The organism is Rhodococcus sp. BUPNP1 (assembly GCF_002215235.1).
Taxonomy (GTDB): Bacteria; Actinomycetota; Actinomycetes; order Mycobacteriales; family Mycobacteriaceae; genus Rhodococcus.
Genome location: NZ_NERM01000037.1, coordinates 14,568 through 31,367, shown reverse-complemented (window position 1 = coordinate 31,367; position 16,800 = coordinate 14,568). Strand labels below are relative to the sequence as shown.

The following is a 16,800-nucleotide window of genomic DNA, read 5'->3' as shown; positions in this document are numbered from 1 at the left end:
GCGGTGGTCTGCTCGGGGCACTGCGCGGCGCCGCCACCGGCGCGATGACCGGCACCGGCATGTTCACCACCCAGCTGACCGGCCAGGGTGCGGCGGTGCTGCTCGCCCACGGTGGCGTGTTCGAACTCCAGGTGGGCGGCCCGACGCCGGTGGTCGTCGACCCACAGGCGTTCGTCGCGTCCTACGGCCCGGTCCGCACCGAACTGAAGTCGTCGATGAGCTGGCGGAACGTCGGTCGCACCGGCGGGGAGGCCATGCAACTCGAATGCAGCGGACAGGGCATCGTCTACGTGCAGGCATCGGAGGAGAAGCTGTGAGTACCGTTCTGAACCCGTCGAGCTTCGGCGGCAGCGACAATGTGCCGGGCAACCCCTACGCCTACTGCATCGACCTGCAGACGCCCTGGTTCCTGTCGAAGGGCGCGATGATCGCGTACTACGGCCAGGTGCAGTTCTCGGCGCTCACCCACGGGTTGCAGGGACATCTGCTGCACATGGTGGCCCAGCAGTTCTCCGCTCCGCTCTATCTCGGCGACTACGTCGTGGCGGAGGGCTTTGGGAAACTGATCATCGGTGACCGCGGATACGACATCAATTCGTACGACCTCGACGCCGGCAACCTCACGATCCGGCAGGCCAATCTGCTGGCCTTCGAACCGGGCCTGTCGCTCAACCAGTCGATCGTCCCGGGCTTCCTCACCCTTATCGGTACGGGCCGCTTCCTCGCGTCGTCGAACGGGCCGGTGATGTTCGCCGAGCCGCCGCTGCGGGTCGATCCCGAGGCGCTCGTCGGCTGGGCCGACTGCCCGTCCCCCAGTCATCACTACGACGAATCGTGGATCACCGGCTTCGTCTCGGCGGGGGCACGTCGTTTCGGGGTGCAGTCGGGTGAGGAGCGACAGTTCGATTTCACGGGTGCCGGCACCGTCCTGATCCAGTCGAGTGAGAAGGTTCTCGACGATTCGTCGCTGGTGCGCACGATCGAGAACCAGATCCCCGGCCTCACCTCGCCCGGTTTGCACCGGATCAACCAGGTGGTCTCGCAACACCTGCAACAGCAGTAGCTGCAGTAGCACACCCTGGGACAGACCTGGGTATAACACGGATCCGGGTCCCCTTTTCTGTGACTACGATCACAAGCTAGGCTAGCCTAAGCCGATGTAAGGTTTGGACAACCTAAGTGAGTGTTTCCTCAGTCGCAGAAAGGTGGCTCTGATGATCGTCTGCAGTTGCCACGCTCTTACCCACCACCACATCGAGGCAGAGGTGGCTGCGGGAGCACGGTGTACCCGCGAGGTGAGCGCCAAGTGCCGCGCCGGCACCGATTGTGGCAGCTGCGTCCGGAACATCTCCGCGATCATCCGGCAGGCCCGCCAGCGGAATGAGACCATCGAACTCGAGACCGCCGTGTAGCCAGCCCCTACCCGGCGGTAAACCTGATGGTTCACCCCGGGAGGTGCCATGAAGGGCGACAAGAAGGTCATCGAGTTGCTCAACGAACAACTCACCGCCGAGCTCACCGCGATCAATCAGTACTTCCTGCATTCGAAGATGCAGGACAACCGCGGATGGGCGAAACTCGCGAAGCACACTCGCGACGAGTCGTTCGACGAGATGCGTCACGCCGAGAGACTCACCGATCGGATCCTCTATCTCGACGGACTCCCCAACTACCAGCGCCTCGGGGCGTTGCGTCTGGGCCAGACCGTCAAGGAGATGCTCGAAGCCGACCTGCAGGTGGAGATCGAGGCCCGCGACCGGCTCCGCAAGGGAGCCGAGTACATGCGCTCGGTCAGCGACATCACCTCGGCCAACATCTTCGAGGAGATCCTCGCCGACGAGGAAGAACACATCGACTACCTCGAAACCCAGCTCGATCTGATCGAGCAGCTCGGCGAGCCGCTGTACCTCGCCCAGCACATCTCTCCGCCGGAATAACCCGGCACAGCAGAACGGGCCGCGGCATTGCGCCGCGGCCCGTTCTCTATGCTGTGGGACACACCAGCTTGTCGACGGTGAGAGGAAGACCATGAGCGATTCGTCCGTGACCGTGGTGCACAACGCCGAGAAGCAGAGGTACGAAGTCCGGGACGACGACGCCGTCGTCGGATACACGCAGTACCACCCCGACGACGACGGCCGCCTCGTCTTCGACCACACCGAGATCGACAAGGGCTACTCCGGTCAGGGACTCGGAGGCAAGCTCGTCGGTTTCGCCCTCGACGACGTCCGCGACCGCGGCAAGCGCATCGTCGCGATCTGCTCGTACGTCGACAAGTTCATCGAGAAGCACCCGGACTACCGGGATCTGACCGACTAGACATGCACGCGGGCGCGGCACGACCTGGTGGGTCGTGCCGCGCCCGACGCGATTGTTCCGGCTTTGTGCGGCCGGTGGTCAGTTACCCGCGCGGTTGCGCAGGTCGAGTGCGACGTCGGTGATCATGTCCTCCTGTCCACCGACGAGGCCGCGACGGCCGATCTCGACGAGGATGTCGCGGGTGTCGAGACCGTAGATGCTCGCGGCGGTCTCGGCGTGACGCAGGAAGCTCGAGTACACACCGGCGTAGCCGAGGGTGAGGGTCTCGCGGTCGACCTGCACCGGGCGGTCCTGCAGCGGACGCACGAGATCGTCGGCGGCGTCCTGCAGTCCGAACAGATCGCACGAGTGCTTCCAGCCGTGCAGATCGGCGACCGCGACGAACGGCTCGATCGGGCAGTTGCCGGCACCGGCACCGTGTCCGGCCAGCGACGCGTCGACGCGGATGACGCCTTCCTCGACGGCCACGACCGAGTTGGCGACCGACAGCGACAGGTTCTGGTGCGCGTGGATGCCGATCTGGGTGGTCTCGTCCAGGACCGACCGGTAGGCGCGGATGCGCTCGCGGACACCGTCCATCGTCAGACGTCCGCCGGAGTCGGTGACGTAGACGCAGTCGGCGCCGTAGGACTCCATGAGCTTCGCCTGGCGGGCGAGCTCCTCGGACGGAGCCATGTGCGACATCATGAGGAAGCCGGACACGTCCATGCCCAGTTCCTTCGCCGCGGCGATGTGCTGCGCGGAGACGTCGGCTTCGGTGCAGTGCGTCGCGATGCGCACCGACCGCACGCCGATCTCGTAGGCGCGCTTCAGCTCGTGGACGGTTCCGATACCGGGCAGGAGCAGCGTGGTGAGGGTGGCCGAATTGATCGCTCCGGCTGCGGCTTCGAGCCACTCCCAGTCGGTGTTGCTGCCGGGACCGTAGGTCAGCGAGTGACCGGCGAGGCCGTCACCGTGTGACACCTCGATGGCGTCGACACCCGCACGGTCGAGTGCACCGGCGATCGCCGCGACGTTCTCGGGGGTGATGCGGTGACGGATGGCGTGCATGCCGTCGCGCAGGGTCACGTCCTGGATGTACAGCGCCGTTCCGTCGCTTGCGAATTCACGTGCCGTAGTGGTTGCCGCGGTCATGCCGTCACCTGATCCTTCTTGCGTGCCGCCACGGCGCGTGCGACCTGCAGCGCCGCGGAGGTCATGATGTCGAGATTGCCCGCGTACTCGGGCAGGTAGTGCGCTGCGCCCTTGACCTCGAGGAACACCGCGACCTTCCACAGGGGGCCGGTGTGGTCGGTGAGCGTCTCCATGGGCTCGGTGACCTCGGTGAACTGCACCTCCTGCTTGAGGGCGTAACCGGGCACGTATTCCTGGACCTTCGCGACCATCGCCTCGACGGACGCGACGATCTCGTCCTTGCGGTCCTCGCCGACGAGCGCGAGCACGGTGTCGCGCATGATCATCGGCGGCTCGGCCGGGTTGAGGATGATGATCGCCTTGCCGCGCGTGGCGCCACCGATCTTCTCGATGGCCTGCGAGGTGGTCTCGGTGAACTCGTCGATGTTGGCGCGGGTGCCGGGGCCGGCCGACTTCGAGGAGATCGAGGCGACGATCTCGGCCCAGTGCACCTTGGTGACCTGGGAGATGGCCGCGACGATCGGGATGGTGGCCTGGCCACCGCAGGTGACCATGTTGACGTTCGGAGCGTCGAGGTGCTCGGTGAGGTTCACCGGCGGCACCGTGTACGGGCCGATCGCGGCCGGTGTCAGGTCGATGAGCATCTTCCCGTGCGGGCGCAGGACCTTCTCGTTGTACTCGTGGGCCTTCGCCGAGGTCGCGTCGAAGACGATCTCGATCTCGTCGAAGCGCGGGTGCTCGACGAGTCCTTCGACACCGTTCGAGATGGCGTCGATGCCGAGGCGCTTCGCCCGTGCGAGACCGTCGGATTCGGGATCGATACCGACGAGGGCGACGGTCTCGAGTTCGGCGTCGGCCAGTCGCTTGATCTTGATGAGCAGGTCGGTGCCGATGTTGCCCGACCCGATGATGGCAACCTTGGTGGTCATGAGTTCTCCTGTGCGGTGGAGCTTTCGGAAGAGAAACGCGCGGTGACGGTGCCGAGCGAGGAGATCTCGGCGCGGACCGTGACGCCGGGCGGCGCCGGAACCATCGGGCCGAGTGCCCCCGACAGCACGACCTGCCCTGCGCGCAGGGGCTGGCCGAACTCGCGTGCCGTACGCGCGAGCCACAGCAGGGCGTTCAGCGGATCGCCGAGGCAGGCTGCGCCGTTGCCCTCGGAGACGAGTTCGTCGTCGACGTACATCCGCATGGTGGCGTCGATCGGTTCGAACTCGTCGAGGGTGAGCGTCTGCGAGCCGAGCACGTACAGGCCGCTGGATGCGTTGTCCGCGACCGTATCCGTGATCTTGATGTCCCAGCCGGCGACGCGGCTGTCGACGATTTCGAGAGCGGCGACCGCATGTCCCACGGCAGCGCGGACGGTCGCGAGATCGAGATCGTCCGAGTCGAGGTCGGCGGAGAGGACGAAGGCGATCTCGGCCTCGGCCTTCGGCTGCAGCAGGCGCTTGCTGGGCACCTCGTCGAGATCGGTGACGTCCATGTCGTCGAAGAGGACACCGAAGTCGGGGCGGTCGACACCGAGCTGCTGCTGCACCGCCGGGGAGGTCAGGCCGATCTTGCGTCCGACGATGCGGGCACCTTCGGCGAGCCGGCGGTCGGTGAGCTGCTGCTGCACCGCGTACGCCAGGTCGATGTCGGTCTCCCCGAGCAGGTCGCGGACCGGACCGCACGGGGTGGAGCTGCGTGTGGCCTCGATGAGACGGTCGGCCGCCGCACCGGCGATGCGGGTGCGATCCGCCGCTGATGTGGTGTTGGAGCTGGTAGTCATCACGTCCTCGTCGTTCGATGGATTACGACCATCCTGGCGGCGAGGTCCGTACCCGCATAGGGGCGCGTTCCGGTGAGTGGAACGTGAGGCTCAGAGGTTGCGGATGGCTTCGCGCCGGGCGTGGGTGGCAGCGATGCCCGCGGCGGCGGCCTTCACCGCGCCCTCGTGCTTCTCCGGACGGAACCGGGTGACGGGACCGGTGACGCTCACCGCCGCGATGGGACGCTCGTCCGCGTCGAAGATCGGAGCGGCGACGCAGGCGAGGCCCACCGCGGACTCCTCGAACTCGAACGCCACACCGCGCTCGACCACGGTCGCGAGATTCGCCCCGAGCCGGCCGGGTGTCGTGATGGTCCGGGGAGTCTTGCGCGCCAACCCGGCCTCGACCACCCCGGCCAGCAGCTCGGGCGGGGAGAACGCGAGAAGGGCCTTGCCGATTCCGGTGCAGTACATGGGCATCCGTCCACCGATCCGGGACGGCGTGGAGGCGGGGCGATGTCCGCCGATCTTCGAGACGTAGACGACCTCCACCCCTTCGGGGACGCCGAGGTGCACGGTCTCGTGGGTGCGCTCGTACAGGTCTTCCATGAACGGGATCGCGACCTCGACCAGGCCGCGCTCGAGAGAGGCGCGCAGACCCAGTTCGAAGAGCTGACCGCTCAGGCGGTATCCCGCCGGATCCTTGTCGAGCAGCCGGACGGCGACGAGATCGGTGACGATGCGGTGCAACGTCCCCTTCGGCAATCCGGTACGCCGGCCCAGTTCGGCGAGGGTGAGGACGTGGTCGTCGGCGGTGAACGCCCACAGCACGGTGACGACCTTGCCGAGCACCGTGTTGGTGTCCACCCCGTCGCCCGGCGGGCGGGCATGCACCGGCGACTCGCGCTGTCCTTCCACGTGGCTCAGGTTAGGACACCACGCACCGCACCCGGGACGGGCGCCCGCGCTGGCATCCTGGATGTGTGACCGAGCGCAAGCGGTGGGACCTGACGTTCGAGACATGGATCGAACGTCAGATCCGCGTGGCGCAGGACCGGGGCGATTTCGACGATCTGCCCGGTTACGGCAAACCCATCCCCGACCACGGCGACGACGATCTGTGGTGGGTGAAGAGTTATCTGGCGCGTGAGGGCCTGTCGACGGAGGCGCTGCTGCCGCCCGAACTGCAGTTGCGGCGCGAGATCGAGCGGCTGCCCGGCACGGTCGGCTCGGCGCCCAGCGAGAAGGTGGTGCGCGACATCGTCTCCGATCTCAACCGGCGGATCGCCGACTGCCTGCGTTTCCCGAGCGGCCTGCCCGTACCGATCCACAAGGTCGACGCCGAGGAGATGGTGGAGGTGTGGAAGGTCGAGCGGGCACGTCGTCGCGAGGAGGCCCGCACGGCCCTGAACTCGACGCGACCCCGGCTCGAGACGGAGTCCGAGACCGGGGTCGCGCGGAGACGGTGGATCTTCCGGTGGCTCCGCAGGCGGAACCGGCCGGTCGTCAGAGAAGGGTGAGCGGTGCTCCGGTGGCGGCGCGCACCTGTTCCTCGGTGACGCCGGGGGCGCACTCGGTCAGGACGAGGCCGTCGGCGGTCACGTCGATCACCGCGAGGTTGGTGATGATGCGCTGCACCACGCCCTCACCGGTGAGCGGCAGCGAGCACTCCGAGACGATCTTCGGGTTGCCCTGCTTGTCGGTGTGCTCCATGAGCACGATGACCTTGCGGGCGCCGTGGACGAGATCCATCGCCCCGCCCATGCCCTTGACCATCTTGCCGGGCACCATCCAGTTGGCCAGATCGCCGGTGGCCGAGACCTCCATGCCGCCGAGCACGGCGGTGTCGATGTGGCCGCCGCGGATCATGCCGAAGCTCAGCGCCGAGTCGAAGAAAGCAGCGCCGGGGTTGACCGTCACGGTCTCCTTGCCCGCGTTGATCAGATCCGGGTCGACCGCGTCGTCGGTGGGGTACGGCCCGGTGCCCAGGATGCCGTTCTCACTGTGCAGGGTCACGTGCACACCCTCGGGCAGGTAGTTGGGGATCAGCGTCGGCAGGCCGATACCGAGGTTGACGTACTCCCCCGGCGAGAGTTCCTGCGCGGCGCGCGCGGCCATCTGCGTGCGCGTCCAACCCTGTGTCTCGACAGCTGTGGTCATCTTCTACGCTCCCTTCGCGGCGCTGACGGTGCGCTTCTCGATCTGCTTGTCCTGGACACCGGTGTGCACGACCCGGTTCACGAAGATTCCCGGCAGGTGCACCTCACCCGGATCGATCTCGCCCGGCTCGACGAGTTCCTCGACCTGGGCGATGCACACGCGGCCGGCCATCGCGGCGAGCGGGTTGAAGTTCATCGCGGCCTTGTTGAACACCAGGTTGCCCTCGGTGTCGCCCTTGAGGGCGTGCACGAGCGAGAAGTCGGCGGTGATGGACTCCTCGAGCACGTACCGCTTGCCCCGGAACTCGCGGATCTCCTTCGCAGGGGATGCCACGGCGATCGAACCGTCGGCGTTGTACTTCCACGGCAGTCCGCCCTGCGAGATGGGCGTGCCGACGCCGGCGGGGGTGAAGAAGGCGGGGATGCCCGCACCACCGGCGCGGAGCTTCTCGGCGAGAGTGCCCTGCGGGGTCAGCTCCACCTCGAGCTCGCCGGAGAGGTACTGCCGGGCGAATTCCTTGTTCTCCCCGACGTACGATGCGGTGACCCGGCGGATGCGCTTGCTGCCCAGCAGGATTCCGAGGCCGTGGCCGTCGACGCCGCAGTTGTTGGAGAACACCTCGAGGTCGGTTGCCCCGGTGTCGGCGATGGCCTGGATCAGGATGTCGGGAATGCCGCACAGTCCGAATCCGCCCACTGCGAGCGTCGCACCGTCACGGATGTCGGCGACGGCCTCCGCCGCCGTCTCGAACACTTTCGTTGCCAACTCTCACCTCTCGGATTCCGGGGGGCCGCCTGGGCTCCGCTGGACGAATCACGTCCACTGGATGAACGCGGTCACATTCTCGGCTTCTACTAAAGATCCTGCAGGTGGAGAACACAAGTGCCCGTCCGAATCTCTCTGAAATTGGTCGTTCATCGAACGGAGACGCCATATGCGTTCACTGAGTGGACGTAGAATCGAGGCATGTCGTCCGATGCACGGGGTCAACTGGTCACGCGGATCGCCGCTCTGCTGCGCACCGTCTCGTCGCACGAACCGAAAGGGGTGACGACCTCGGAGGTCGCCCGCAGCACCGATCTCGCCCGGCCCACGGTGCACCGGCTGCTCAGCTCGCTCGCCGACGAGGGGCTCGTCGACCGGGATCCGGCGTCGGGACGCTGGGCCCTCGGACCCGAGCTCTACCTGCTGGGATCGCTCGCCTCGGTGCGCTACGACATCACCGATCTCGCGGGCGACGTGCTGCGCGATCTGGCGCGCGCGACCGGCGAGAGCGCCTTCCTCTCCGCGCGACGGGGCGACGAGACCGTGTGTCTGGCGATGGAGGAGGGCAGCTTCCCGCTGCGTTCGCACGTGCTCCACATCGGGATCCGGTTCCCGCTCGGGGTGGCGTCGGCGGGGCTGGCGATCCTCGCGCACATGCCCGACCAGGAGATCGAGGCGTATCTGTCGCGGGCGGATCTCACGGAGAACTGGGGGCCGGACCATGCGCGACCCGCACTGGAGAAGCGCATCGAGGCGACACGGCTGGCCGGCTACGCCGTCAATCCGGCGCTGATCGTCGAGGGCAGTTGGGGAATGGGCGCCGCGGTGTTCGATCACCGCGGCGCCCCGACCTGGGCGTTGAGTCTGACCGGCGTGGAGAGCCGGTTCCGGCCCGATCGCGTGCCCGAACTCGGTGAGGCGCTGCTCGACAGCGCCCACCGTCTCACTCAGTTGTTGCGTCACCGTCCCCGGTGACGCGCGGTCATGCCGAGGCGGCAGCCGACGCGCGCTGCAGCACGCGCTCGGCGTGACGCAGCACCGGGGCGTCGACCATCTTCCCTTCGAAATCGAAGACGCCGCGCTCCGATTCGGCGGCCTCGAGGACACGTCGCGCCCACGCCTCCTCCTCGGGGGTGGGCGCGTACGCCCGGCGGACGACGTCGACCTGGCTCGGATGGATCGACACCTTGATGTCGAATCCGACCGCTACAGCGTCGAGGGCCTCCTCGTGGAGACCGTCGGTGTCCTTGATGTTCAGGTACACCGAGTCGAGTGCCCAGCGGGCGTGACCCTTCGCGGCGAGCAGGGTCACCGACCGGGCGTGTTGCGCGACCGCGCGGTACGTCCCGTCGGCGCGACGGCTCGCGTTGCCACCGAGTCCGGCGACGAGATCCTCGGCACCCCACATCATTCCGAGGGTGTTCTCGGCGACGGCGATGTCCTCCACCGCGAGCACCCCGAGGGGCGACTCGATGAGCGCGACCACCTCGAGCGGTGCGAGCGAGCGCACCTCGTCGCCGCTCTCGCACTTGGGCAGCATGACCCGCGTGTACGACGTGCGGCGCAGCGCCTCGAGATCGGCCTCGTGATCGGCCGTGCCCACCGGGTTGACCCGCACCACGGTGCGTTCGGGGTCGAGCGGGGTGGCGATCAGCGCCTCACGGGCCGCCTGCTTGTCGGCCGGTGCGACGGCATCCTCGAGGTCGATGATCACCACGTCGGAGCGCTCTGCGGCCTTGGCGTAGCGCTCCGGACGATCGGCGGGGCAGAAAAGCCATGCGGGGCCGGGGAGTTCCCAGGTCATGTCGTGGGCCTCTTCTGGACGAGGGTCTTGCGCACGGCGACGGCGACGACATCGCCGTGCTGGTTGCGACCGGTGTGTTCGAGGGTGACGATGCCCTCCCCCGGCCGGCTCTTCGACTCGCGCTTGTCGACGATCTTCGTCTCGGCGTAGAGCGTGTCGCCGTGGAAGAGCGGCTTGGGGAAGGAGATCTCGGAGAATCCGAGGTTCGCGACGATCGTGCCCTGCGTGAGCTGGGCGACCGACAGTCCCACGATCGTCGAGAGCGTGAACATCGAATTGACCAGACGCTCACCGAAACTCGTCTCGGCGGCGTAGGCGGCATCGAGGTGCAGCGCCTGCGTGTTCATCGTCTGCGTCGTGAACAACGTGTTGTCGGCCTCGGTGATCGTCCGGCCGGGACGGTGCTCGTAGATCGTGCCGAGTTCGAATTCCTCGAACCACAGGCCGCGCTGGACGATCCGCTTCTCCACGGTGGTGTCGGTCTCGCTCACAGTCCCAGCTCCCGTCCGATGAGCATGAGCTGCACCTCGGTGGTGCCCTCACCGATCTCGAGGATCTTGCTGTCGCGGTAGTGGCGCGCCACGGCGTACTCGTTCATGAAGCCGTAGCCGCCGTGGATCTGCGTCGCGTCGCGCGCGTTGTCCATCGCGGCCTCGGACGCGACGAGCTTGGCGACCGCGGCCTGCTTCTTGAACGGCTTGCCGGCGAGCATCGCGGCGGCGGCGTCGTAGTAGGCGGTGCGTGCGGCGTGCGCACGTGCCTCCATGCGGGCGATCTTGAAGGCGATGGCCTGGTTGTTGCCGATCGGGCTGCCGAACGCCTCGCGCTCCTTGGCGTACTTCACCGATTCGTCGACGCAGCCCTGCGCGGCGCCGGTCGACAGCGCGGCGATCGCGATACGGCCCTCGTCGAGGATGCGCAGGAAGTTGGCGTAGCCGCGGCCCCGCTCGCCGAGGAGGTTCTCCTCGGGCACCCGCACGTCGGCGAAGGTGAGCGGATGCGTGTCGGAGGCGTTCCAGCCGACCTTGTTGTAGGCGGGTTCGGCGGTGAAGCCCGGCGTGGAGGTCGGCACGAGGATCGTGGAGATCTCCTTCTTGCCGTTCTCCCGCATACCGGTGACGGCGGTGACGGTCACGAGCGAGGTGATGTCGGTGCCGGAGTTGGTGATGAACTGCTTGTTGCCGTTGATGATCCACTCGCCGTTCTCGAGCTTGGCGGTGGTCTTCGTGCCTCCGGCGTCGCTGCCCGCACCCGGCTCGGTGAGACCGAAGGCAGCGAGATTGCGACCGCTCGCGAGCTGCGGCAGCCACTCTTCCTTCTGCTTCTCGTTGCCGAAGCGGTAGATCGGCATCGCACCGAGGGAGACACCGGCCTCGAGGGTGATGGCGACGGACTGGTCGACCTTGCCGAGTTCCTCGAGCGCGAGGCACAGCGCGAAGTAGTCGCCGCCCATGCCGCCGTACTCCTCGGGGAAGGGCAGGCCGAACAGGCCCATCTCGGCCATGCCCTGCACGACCTCGTAGGGGAACGAGTGCTCGGCGTCGTGCTTGGCGGCGACCGGCGCGACCACCGTGCGGGCGAAGTCGGCGACCGTCTTGCGCAGCTGCTCGTACTCGTCGGGAAGTTGACCCGTGGCCAGGTATTCCGTCATTACTGTGCCTCTTCCGTGTCGGCGTGCGGGGTGACTCGCACGAGAAGTTGATCGACCTTGACCTGCTCACCGGCGGCCGCGAACACTTCGACGGTGCCGTCGATGGGGGCGGTGAGCGAATGTTCCATCTTCATGGCCTCGACGACGACGAGCGTCTGCCCGGCCGTGACGGTGTCGCCGGAGGCGACGGACACCGCGATGACGGCGCCGGGCATCGGGCTCGTGATGTCGGCGTCGCCGGCGTGGGCGTCGTCGCCGCGCACCGATGCCTCGCGCACCTCGCGGACGGCGACGCTGCCGTGGCCGTCGGAAAGCCAGACCGCACCGTCGGATTCGCCGACGCGGTAGCTGTGACGCCGGCCGTCGAGCACGACCGCCAGATCGGAGCCGTGCAGCACGGCGCTGAACCGGTAGGTCTCGCCGTCCTCGACCTCGGCGACACCGGCCGCCGGGGTTCCGGTCAGACGCACGTGTGCGGTGCGGTCGCCGGAGGTGAGCCGCGACGTGACGGGCCGGTGGGCACCGACGCGCCACCCGTCGGGCACCGACCACGGATCGGTGGTGTCGCCCGCCCAGCGGTCGAGCCACCGCAGGATCGCCGCGGCGACGAGCGTGGAATCGGCGGTGGTGGGGGCGGTGTAGTCGCCGACCCGGCGGTCGAGGAGTCCGGTGTCGAGCGCACCGGCCACGACGTCGTCGTCGGCGAGCAGGAACCGCACGAAGTCGACGTTGGTGACGACGCCGAGCACGGCGGTCTGCGCGAGCGCCCGGTCGAGGCGTCGTAGCGCACCGGTGCGGTCGTCGGCGTGGGCGATGACCTTGGCGAGCATCGGGTCGTAGTCGCTGCCGACCACGGTGCCGGCACGGATACCGGAGTCGACACGCACACCGGGACCGGTGACGTTCCCAGTCGCTGCGCTCGCCCCGAAAGGCTCGACGACATCGACGATCTCACCACCGGTCGGGAGGAAGCCGCGGGCCGGATCCTCGGCGTAGACGCGGGCCTCGATCGCGTGGCCGGTGAGGGTGATGTCGTCCTGGGTGAACCCGAGCGGCTCGCCCGCGGCGATGCGCACCTGCCACTCGACGAGATCGAGGCCGGTGACCATCTCGGTGACCGGATGCTCGACCTGCAGTCGGGTGTTCATCTCCATGAAGAAGAACTCGTCCGGCTTGTCGGCGGAGACGATGAACTCGACGGTGCCGGCGCCGGTGTAGTCGACGCTGCGCGCGGTGTTGCACGCGGCCTCACCGATGCGGGCGCGGGTGGCCTCGTCGAGCAGCGGCGAAGGTGCTTCCTCGATGACCTTCTGGTGCCGTCGCTGGAGGCTGCACTCGCGCTCGCCGAGGTGGACGACGTTGCCGTGCGCATCCGCGAGGACCTGGACCTCGATGTGCCGGGGGCGCTGCACGAACCGTTCGAGGAAGAGGGTGTCGTCGCCGAACGCCGACGCCGCTTCGCGACGGGCGGATTCGAGCGCGGCGGGCAGATCCTTCGGGTCCTCGACGAGGCGCATGCCCTTGCCACCACCACCGGCGGAGGGCTTGACGAGCACGGGATAGCCGACTTCCTCGGCGCCCGCGATCAGTTCGTCGTCGCTCAGTCCGGGCCGGGAGATGCCGGGCACGACGGGAACGCCGAACTCCGACACCGCGGCCTTGGCGGTGATCTTGTCGCCCATGGTCTCGATCGCGTGGGCGGACGGGCCGAGGAAGGCGATACCGGCGGTGGCGCATGCGGCGGCGAAAGCCGAGTTCTCCGAGAGGAATCCGTAGCCGGGGTGGATGCCCTGCGCGCCGGTGGCGAGCGCCGCGTCGATGACCTTGTCGATCACCAGGTAGCTCTCGCGCGCCGCCGCGGGTCCGAGCAGCACCGCGGTGTCGGCCTCCTGCACGTGCCGGGCGTCGCGGTCGGCCTCGCTGAACACGGCGACCGAGCGGATGCCCATCGCCTTCAGGGTGCGGATGACGCGCACCGCGATCTCGCCGCGGTTGGCGACCAACACCGTGTCGATCCGAGTCGTATCAGTCATGGGTGCACTCACATCCGGAAGACGCCGTAGGAGACCGGCTCGAGTGGGGCGTTGGCGCACACCGACAGTGCCAGTCCGAGAACTTTTCTGGTGTCTGCGGGATCGATGATGCCGTCGTCCCACAGGCGCGCGGTCGAGTAGTAGGGGTTGCCCTGCTCCTCGTACTGGGCGCGGATCGGAGCCTTGAACTCCTCCTCCTGCTCGGCCGTCCAGGGCTTACCCGAGGCATCGAGCTGGTCGGAACGCACCGTGGCCAGCACCGAGGCGGCCTGCTCGCCACCCATGACGGAGATGCGGGCGTTGGGCCACATCCACAGGAAGCGAGGCGAATACGCGCGACCGCACATCGAGTAGTTGCCGGCGCCGTACGAGCCGCCGATGACGACGGTCAGCTTCGGCACCCGCGCGCACGCGACCGCGGTGACCATCTTCGCGCCGTGCTTGGCGATGCCGCCGGCCTCGTAGTCGCGGCCGACCATGAAGCCGGAGATGTTCTGCAGGAACACCAGCGGGATCGAACGCTTGTCGCACAGTTCGATGAAATGCGCTCCCTTGACGGCGGATTCGCCGAAGAGCACGCCGTTGTTCGCGATGATGCCGACCGGGTGACCATGGATGCGCGCGAAGCCGGTGACGAGCGTTTTGCCGTATTCGGCCTTGAACTCGTGGAAGCTGGATCCGTCGACCACACGGTCGATGACCTCGTGCACGTCGTAGGGGATGCGCGAGTCGGTGGGCACCACGTCGTACAGCTCGGTGGGGTCGGCCTCGGGCGGGGTGGTGGGTTCGACGTCCCACGGGCGCGGGGTGCGCGGACCGAAGGTGGAGACGATGTCGCGCACGATGCGCAGCGCGTCGCGATCGTCCTCGGCCAGGTGGTCGGTGACGCCGGAGACCTTCGAGTGCAGGTCGCCACCACCGAGTTCCTCTGCGGTGACGACCTCTCCGGTCGCGGCCTTCACCAGCGGCGGGCCACCGAGGAAGATGGTGCCCTGATTGCGGACGATGACGGCCTCGTCGCTCATGGCGGGGACGTAGGCGCCGCCGGCGGTGCACGAGCCCATGACCGCGGCGATCTGCGGAATCCCCTTGGCGCTCATGGTGGCCTGGTTGTAGAAGATGCGGCCGAAATGCTCGCGGTCGGGGAAGACCTCGTCCTGCCGCGGCAGGAAGGCGCCGCCGGAGTCGACGAGGTACAGGCACGGCAGGTTGTTCTGCAGCGCGACTTCCTGCGCCCGCAGATGCTTCTTGACCGTGATCGGGTAGTAGGTGCCGCCCTTGACGGTGGCGTCGTTCGCGACGATCACGCACTCGCGGCCGGCGACGCGGCCGATGCCGGCGATCATGCCGGCGCCGGGGCACTCGTCGTCGTACATGCCGTCGGCGGCGAGCGGCGACAGTTCGAGGAACGGGCTGCCCGTGTCGAGCAGTTCGTCGACGCGGTCGCGGGGAAGCAGCTTGCCGCGCGCGACATGCCGCTCCCGGGCTTTCTCGCTGCCGCCCAGTGCTGCGGCAGCGAGCTTGTCTCGGAGCTCTCCGACCAGCTGTTCATGCTGGTCGCGGCTGGTTGTCGAGGCCGTCTCAGCGGTTGTCACGCACACCATCCTCGGTAGATCGACTAATCGCCATTAACTGAAATCTAGGTTAGTTATGATTAACCGAGTTGTCCAGACCACACCGAGCGGAGATTTTCATGACCGAGTCCGCGATCGACGTCTCGACCGCATCGGGACGCCCGACGCGGCGTAGCCTCGCCAAGGCGGAACGCCGACGGGACCTCCTGCGTGCCGCGGCGCACCTGATCGCCGAACGCGGATTCCCCGGGGTCCGCCTCGAGGATCTCGGTGCGGCCGTGGGGATCAGCGGACCCGCCGTGTATCGGCACTTCCCCAACAAGGACGCCCTGCTCGTCGAGATCCTCGTCGAGATCAGTCGCCGCCTCCTCGCAGGTGGCACGCAGGTCGCCGAGACGACGCCCGACCCGCGCGACGCCCTCGAGGGGCTGGTCGACTTCCATCTCGACTTCGCGCTGGGCGAGCCCGATCTCATCCGCGTGCAGGACCGCGAGTTCACGTCCCTCCCCGACGAGGGGCAGCGGGAGGTGAGGGTGACCCAGCGGCGCTACGTCGAGATCTGGGTCGACGTCCTGCGCCGTATCGACCCCGCACTGCCCGAATCCGATGCGCGCACGATGGCGCACGCGACCTTCGGACTCATCAACTCGACACCGCACAGTGCCGACCCGCGTTCCCCCGAAGGCACCCGCGCGGTGCTGCGACGCATGGCACTGGCAGCTCTCGCCACGACCCCCTCGGCTCTCGCGGCAGAGCCGGCACGAACGGAGACCGCATGAGCTACTTCGAACGACTCGGCCCGACCTCCTTCCGCGCCACCGAACACGTCGGTGGGGCGTGGAACGAGGCGGAGCAGCACATCGCGCCCGCCCTCGGGTTGATCGCCCACGTCGTCGAATGCGACCGCGACGCGCGGCGCGACGACGACCTCGCGATCGGACGCCTGTCGTACGACATCCTCGGCACCGTGCCCGTCGGTCCCGTCGTCACGACCGTCGAGGTCCTGCGGCCCGGACGCACCATCGAACTCGTGGAAGCGACACTCGCCTACGACGGGCGCGCGATCGTGCGTGCCCGCGCGTGGCTGATGCAGACTCGCCCCACCGCGGAGATCGCCGGCACCACGCTGCAGCCGATCCCGTCGCCCGAGGACTGCGAACCCTGGGACCCGACGACGCTGTGGCCGGGAGGATTCATCGACTCGGTGGAGGTGCGTCGCGTCTCGACCGCACCCGGACGGGCCTCGTTCTGGGTGCGTACCGATCTTCCGCTCGTGGAGGCCGAGAAGGTCAGCGATCTCGCCGCCACGGCCGGCCTGTTCGACATCGCCAACGGCATGGCGGTGCGTGCCGATCCGAGGACGGTCGCCTTCCCCAACCTCGATCTGACCGTGCACCTGTTCGCCGAACCCCGCGGTGAATGGGTCGGCTTCGATACGTCGGTCTCGTTCGGCGCCGACGGCATCGGCCTGACGAGCACGGTGCTGCACGATGCGACCGGCCCGATCGGCACGATGTCCCAGATCCTCACGGTGCGGCCGATCTGAGCGGCCGCACCGGTCCGGAGGTCTCGGAGTCCGGTGACCTCGAGGTTCGGTGACCTCGGGGTGC

At 67.9% G+C, this 16,800-nt stretch carries 20 protein-coding genes; 9 read left to right on the top strand and 11 right to left on the bottom strand.

The window, feature by feature from the left end:
- The 5 genes from B9C99_RS23500 to B9C99_RS23480 form a co-directional block, all read left to right on the top strand.
- A partial coding sequence (locus B9C99_RS23500; RefSeq protein ID WP_143543595.1) for an AIM24 family protein occupies positions 1-317 on the top strand: 317 nt, incomplete at its 5' end.
- Positions 314-1,063 (top strand): AIM24 family protein, encoded by a 750-nt coding sequence (locus tag B9C99_RS23495; protein WP_088899523.1) that lies wholly within the window; start codon positions 314-316, stop codon positions 1,061-1,063. The genes B9C99_RS23500 and B9C99_RS23495, both read left to right, overlap by 4 nt.
- 151 nt (positions 1,064-1,214) lie before the next feature.
- Positions 1,215-1,412: a bacterioferritin-associated ferredoxin gene (locus B9C99_RS23490; protein WP_026061323.1), complete on the top strand. Its 198-nt coding sequence runs from the start codon at positions 1,215-1,217 to the stop codon at positions 1,410-1,412.
- A 48-nt stretch (positions 1,413-1,460) separates the two neighbouring features.
- The gene (bfr, locus tag B9C99_RS23485; RefSeq protein WP_016693088.1) at positions 1,461-1,937 is read left to right on the top strand and encodes a bacterioferritin; all 477 of its coding nucleotides are present in this window, start codon (positions 1,461-1,463) and stop codon (positions 1,935-1,937) included.
- 91 nt (positions 1,938-2,028) lie between these two features.
- Positions 2,029-2,319, top strand: a complete 291-nt coding sequence (locus tag B9C99_RS23480) for a GNAT family N-acetyltransferase (RefSeq protein WP_016693087.1) — start codon at positions 2,029-2,031, stop codon at positions 2,317-2,319.
- 78 nt (positions 2,320-2,397) lie between these two features.
- Here the strand turns inward: B9C99_RS23480 and dmpG are convergent, their stop codons facing one another.
- The 4 genes from dmpG to B9C99_RS23460 form a co-directional block, all read right to left on the bottom strand.
- Positions 2,398-3,453, bottom strand: coding sequence for a 4-hydroxy-2-oxovalerate aldolase (gene dmpG, locus B9C99_RS23475; RefSeq protein ID WP_088899522.1), 1,056 nt, complete (start codon positions 3,451-3,453; stop codon positions 2,398-2,400).
- Positions 3,450-4,382: an acetaldehyde dehydrogenase (acetylating) gene (locus tag B9C99_RS23470; RefSeq protein WP_088899521.1), complete on the bottom strand. Its 933-nt coding sequence runs from the start codon at positions 4,380-4,382 to the stop codon at positions 3,450-3,452. Before B9C99_RS23470 ends, dmpG begins: the two co-directional genes overlap by 4 nt.
- The gene (locus B9C99_RS23465) at positions 4,379-5,224 is read right to left on the bottom strand and encodes a fumarylacetoacetate hydrolase family protein (protein ID WP_006550746.1); all 846 of its coding nucleotides are present in this window, start codon (positions 5,222-5,224) and stop codon (positions 4,379-4,381) included. The genes B9C99_RS23470 and B9C99_RS23465 overlap by 4 nt, the downstream gene beginning before the upstream one ends.
- A 90-nt stretch (positions 5,225-5,314) precedes the next feature.
- Positions 5,315-6,070, bottom strand: coding sequence for an IclR family transcriptional regulator (locus B9C99_RS23460; RefSeq protein ID WP_016696328.1), 756 nt, complete (start codon positions 6,068-6,070; stop codon positions 5,315-5,317).
- Between the two features lie 116 nt (positions 6,071-6,186).
- Between B9C99_RS23460 and B9C99_RS23455 the strand changes: the two genes are divergently transcribed.
- Positions 6,187-6,723: a DUF1992 domain-containing protein gene (locus tag B9C99_RS23455; protein WP_006550748.1), complete on the top strand. Its 537-nt coding sequence runs from the start codon at positions 6,187-6,189 to the stop codon at positions 6,721-6,723.
- On the opposite strand, the gene B9C99_RS23450 is transcribed toward B9C99_RS23455, so the two are convergent.
- On the bottom strand, positions 6,710-7,363 hold the full coding sequence (locus tag B9C99_RS23450) for a CoA transferase subunit B (RefSeq protein WP_006550749.1): 654 nt from the start codon (positions 7,361-7,363) through the stop codon (positions 6,710-6,712). The two genes, B9C99_RS23455 and B9C99_RS23450, sit on opposite strands and share 14 nt — an antisense overlap.
- A 3-nt stretch (positions 7,364-7,366) precedes the next feature.
- A complete protein-coding gene (locus B9C99_RS23445) occupies positions 7,367-8,128 on the bottom strand; it encodes a CoA transferase subunit A (protein ID WP_064062371.1) in 762 nt (253 codons plus the stop codon).
- A gap of 201 nt (positions 8,129-8,329) precedes the next feature.
- On the opposite strand from B9C99_RS23445, the gene B9C99_RS23440 reads away from it, so the two are divergent.
- Positions 8,330-9,103, top strand: coding sequence for an IclR family transcriptional regulator (locus B9C99_RS23440; protein ID WP_006550750.1), 774 nt, complete (start codon positions 8,330-8,332; stop codon positions 9,101-9,103).
- A 7-nt stretch (positions 9,104-9,110) separates the two neighbouring features.
- Here the strand turns inward: B9C99_RS23440 and B9C99_RS23435 are convergent, their stop codons facing one another.
- Genes B9C99_RS23435 through B9C99_RS23415 form a run of 5 tightly spaced genes read right to left on the bottom strand, consistent with a single transcriptional unit; the run spans position 9,111 to position 15,220 of the window.
- Entirely contained in the window at positions 9,111-9,932 is an 822-nt protein-coding gene (locus tag B9C99_RS23435; RefSeq protein WP_006550751.1) for a CoA ester lyase, read from the bottom strand.
- The gene (locus tag B9C99_RS23430) at positions 9,929-10,423 is read right to left on the bottom strand and encodes a MaoC family dehydratase (protein ID WP_088899520.1); all 495 of its coding nucleotides are present in this window, start codon (positions 10,421-10,423) and stop codon (positions 9,929-9,931) included. The genes B9C99_RS23435 and B9C99_RS23430 overlap by 4 nt, the downstream gene beginning before the upstream one ends.
- Positions 10,420-11,583 carry an acyl-CoA dehydrogenase family protein gene (locus B9C99_RS23425; protein WP_088899519.1) on the bottom strand — a complete coding sequence of 388 codons (1,164 nt, stop codon included), beginning with the start codon at positions 11,581-11,583 and terminating at the stop codon, positions 10,420-10,422. The genes B9C99_RS23430 and B9C99_RS23425 overlap by 4 nt, the downstream gene beginning before the upstream one ends.
- A complete protein-coding gene (locus B9C99_RS23420; protein ID WP_088899518.1) occupies positions 11,583-13,616 on the bottom strand; it encodes an acetyl/propionyl/methylcrotonyl-CoA carboxylase subunit alpha in 2,034 nt (677 codons plus the stop codon). Before B9C99_RS23420 ends, B9C99_RS23425 begins: the two co-directional genes overlap by 1 nt.
- Before the next feature lie 8 nt (positions 13,617-13,624).
- Positions 13,625-15,220, bottom strand: a complete 1,596-nt coding sequence (locus B9C99_RS23415) for a carboxyl transferase domain-containing protein (RefSeq protein WP_088899517.1) — start codon at positions 15,218-15,220, stop codon at positions 13,625-13,627.
- A gap of 89 nt (positions 15,221-15,309) precedes the next feature.
- On the opposite strand from B9C99_RS23415, the gene B9C99_RS23410 reads away from it, so the two are divergent.
- Together B9C99_RS23410 and B9C99_RS23405 are read left to right on the top strand one after the other, a co-directional pair.
- Positions 15,310-15,969, top strand: coding sequence for a TetR/AcrR family transcriptional regulator (locus tag B9C99_RS23410; RefSeq protein WP_016693261.1), 660 nt, complete (start codon positions 15,310-15,312; stop codon positions 15,967-15,969).
- On the top strand, positions 15,966-16,736 hold the full coding sequence (locus B9C99_RS23405) for a thioesterase family protein (RefSeq protein ID WP_088899516.1): 771 nt from the start codon (positions 15,966-15,968) through the stop codon (positions 16,734-16,736). Before B9C99_RS23410 ends, B9C99_RS23405 begins: the two co-directional genes overlap by 4 nt.
- The last annotated feature ends 64 nt before the right edge of the window (positions 16,737-16,800 follow it).

Bases quoted from the DNA above. Each gene is read 5' to 3' on its own strand.
- B9C99_RS23490 (WP_026061323.1), top strand. From the start codon at position 1,215: ATGATCGTCTGCAGTTGCCACGCTCTTACCCACCACCACATCGAGGCA.
- bfr (WP_016693088.1), top strand. From the start codon at position 1,461: ATGAAGGGCGACAAGAAGGTCATCGAGTTGCTCAACGAACAACTCACC.
- B9C99_RS23480 (WP_016693087.1), top strand. From the start codon at position 2,029: ATGAGCGATTCGTCCGTGACCGTGGTGCACAACGCCGAGAAGCAGAGG.
- dmpG (WP_088899522.1), bottom strand. From the start codon at position 3,453: ATGACCGCGGCAACCACTACGGCACGTGAATTCGCAAGCGACGGAACG.
- B9C99_RS23470 (WP_088899521.1), bottom strand. From the start codon at position 4,382: ATGACCACCAAGGTTGCCATCATCGGGTCGGGCAACATCGGCACCGAC.
- B9C99_RS23465 (WP_006550746.1), bottom strand. From the start codon at position 5,224: ATGACTACCAGCTCCAACACCACATCAGCGGCGGATCGCACCCGCATC.
- B9C99_RS23450 (WP_006550749.1), bottom strand. From the start codon at position 7,363: ATGACCACAGCTGTCGAGACACAGGGTTGGACGCGCACGCAGATGGCC.
- B9C99_RS23440 (WP_006550750.1), top strand. From the start codon at position 8,330: ATGTCGTCCGATGCACGGGGTCAACTGGTCACGCGGATCGCCGCTCTG.
- B9C99_RS23435 (WP_006550751.1), bottom strand. From the start codon at position 9,932: ATGACCTGGGAACTCCCCGGCCCCGCATGGCTTTTCTGCCCCGCCGAT.
- B9C99_RS23425 (WP_088899519.1), bottom strand. From the start codon at position 11,583: ATGACGGAATACCTGGCCACGGGTCAACTTCCCGACGAGTACGAGCAG.
- B9C99_RS23420 (WP_088899518.1), bottom strand. From the start codon at position 13,616: ATGACTGATACGACTCGGATCGACACGGTGTTGGTCGCCAACCGCGGC.
- B9C99_RS23415 (WP_088899517.1), bottom strand. From the start codon at position 15,220: ATGGTGTGCGTGACAACCGCTGAGACGGCCTCGACAACCAGCCGCGAC.
- B9C99_RS23410 (WP_016693261.1), top strand. From the start codon at position 15,310: ATGACCGAGTCCGCGATCGACGTCTCGACCGCATCGGGACGCCCGACG.
- B9C99_RS23405 (WP_088899516.1), top strand. From the start codon at position 15,966: ATGAGCTACTTCGAACGACTCGGCCCGACCTCCTTCCGCGCCACCGAA.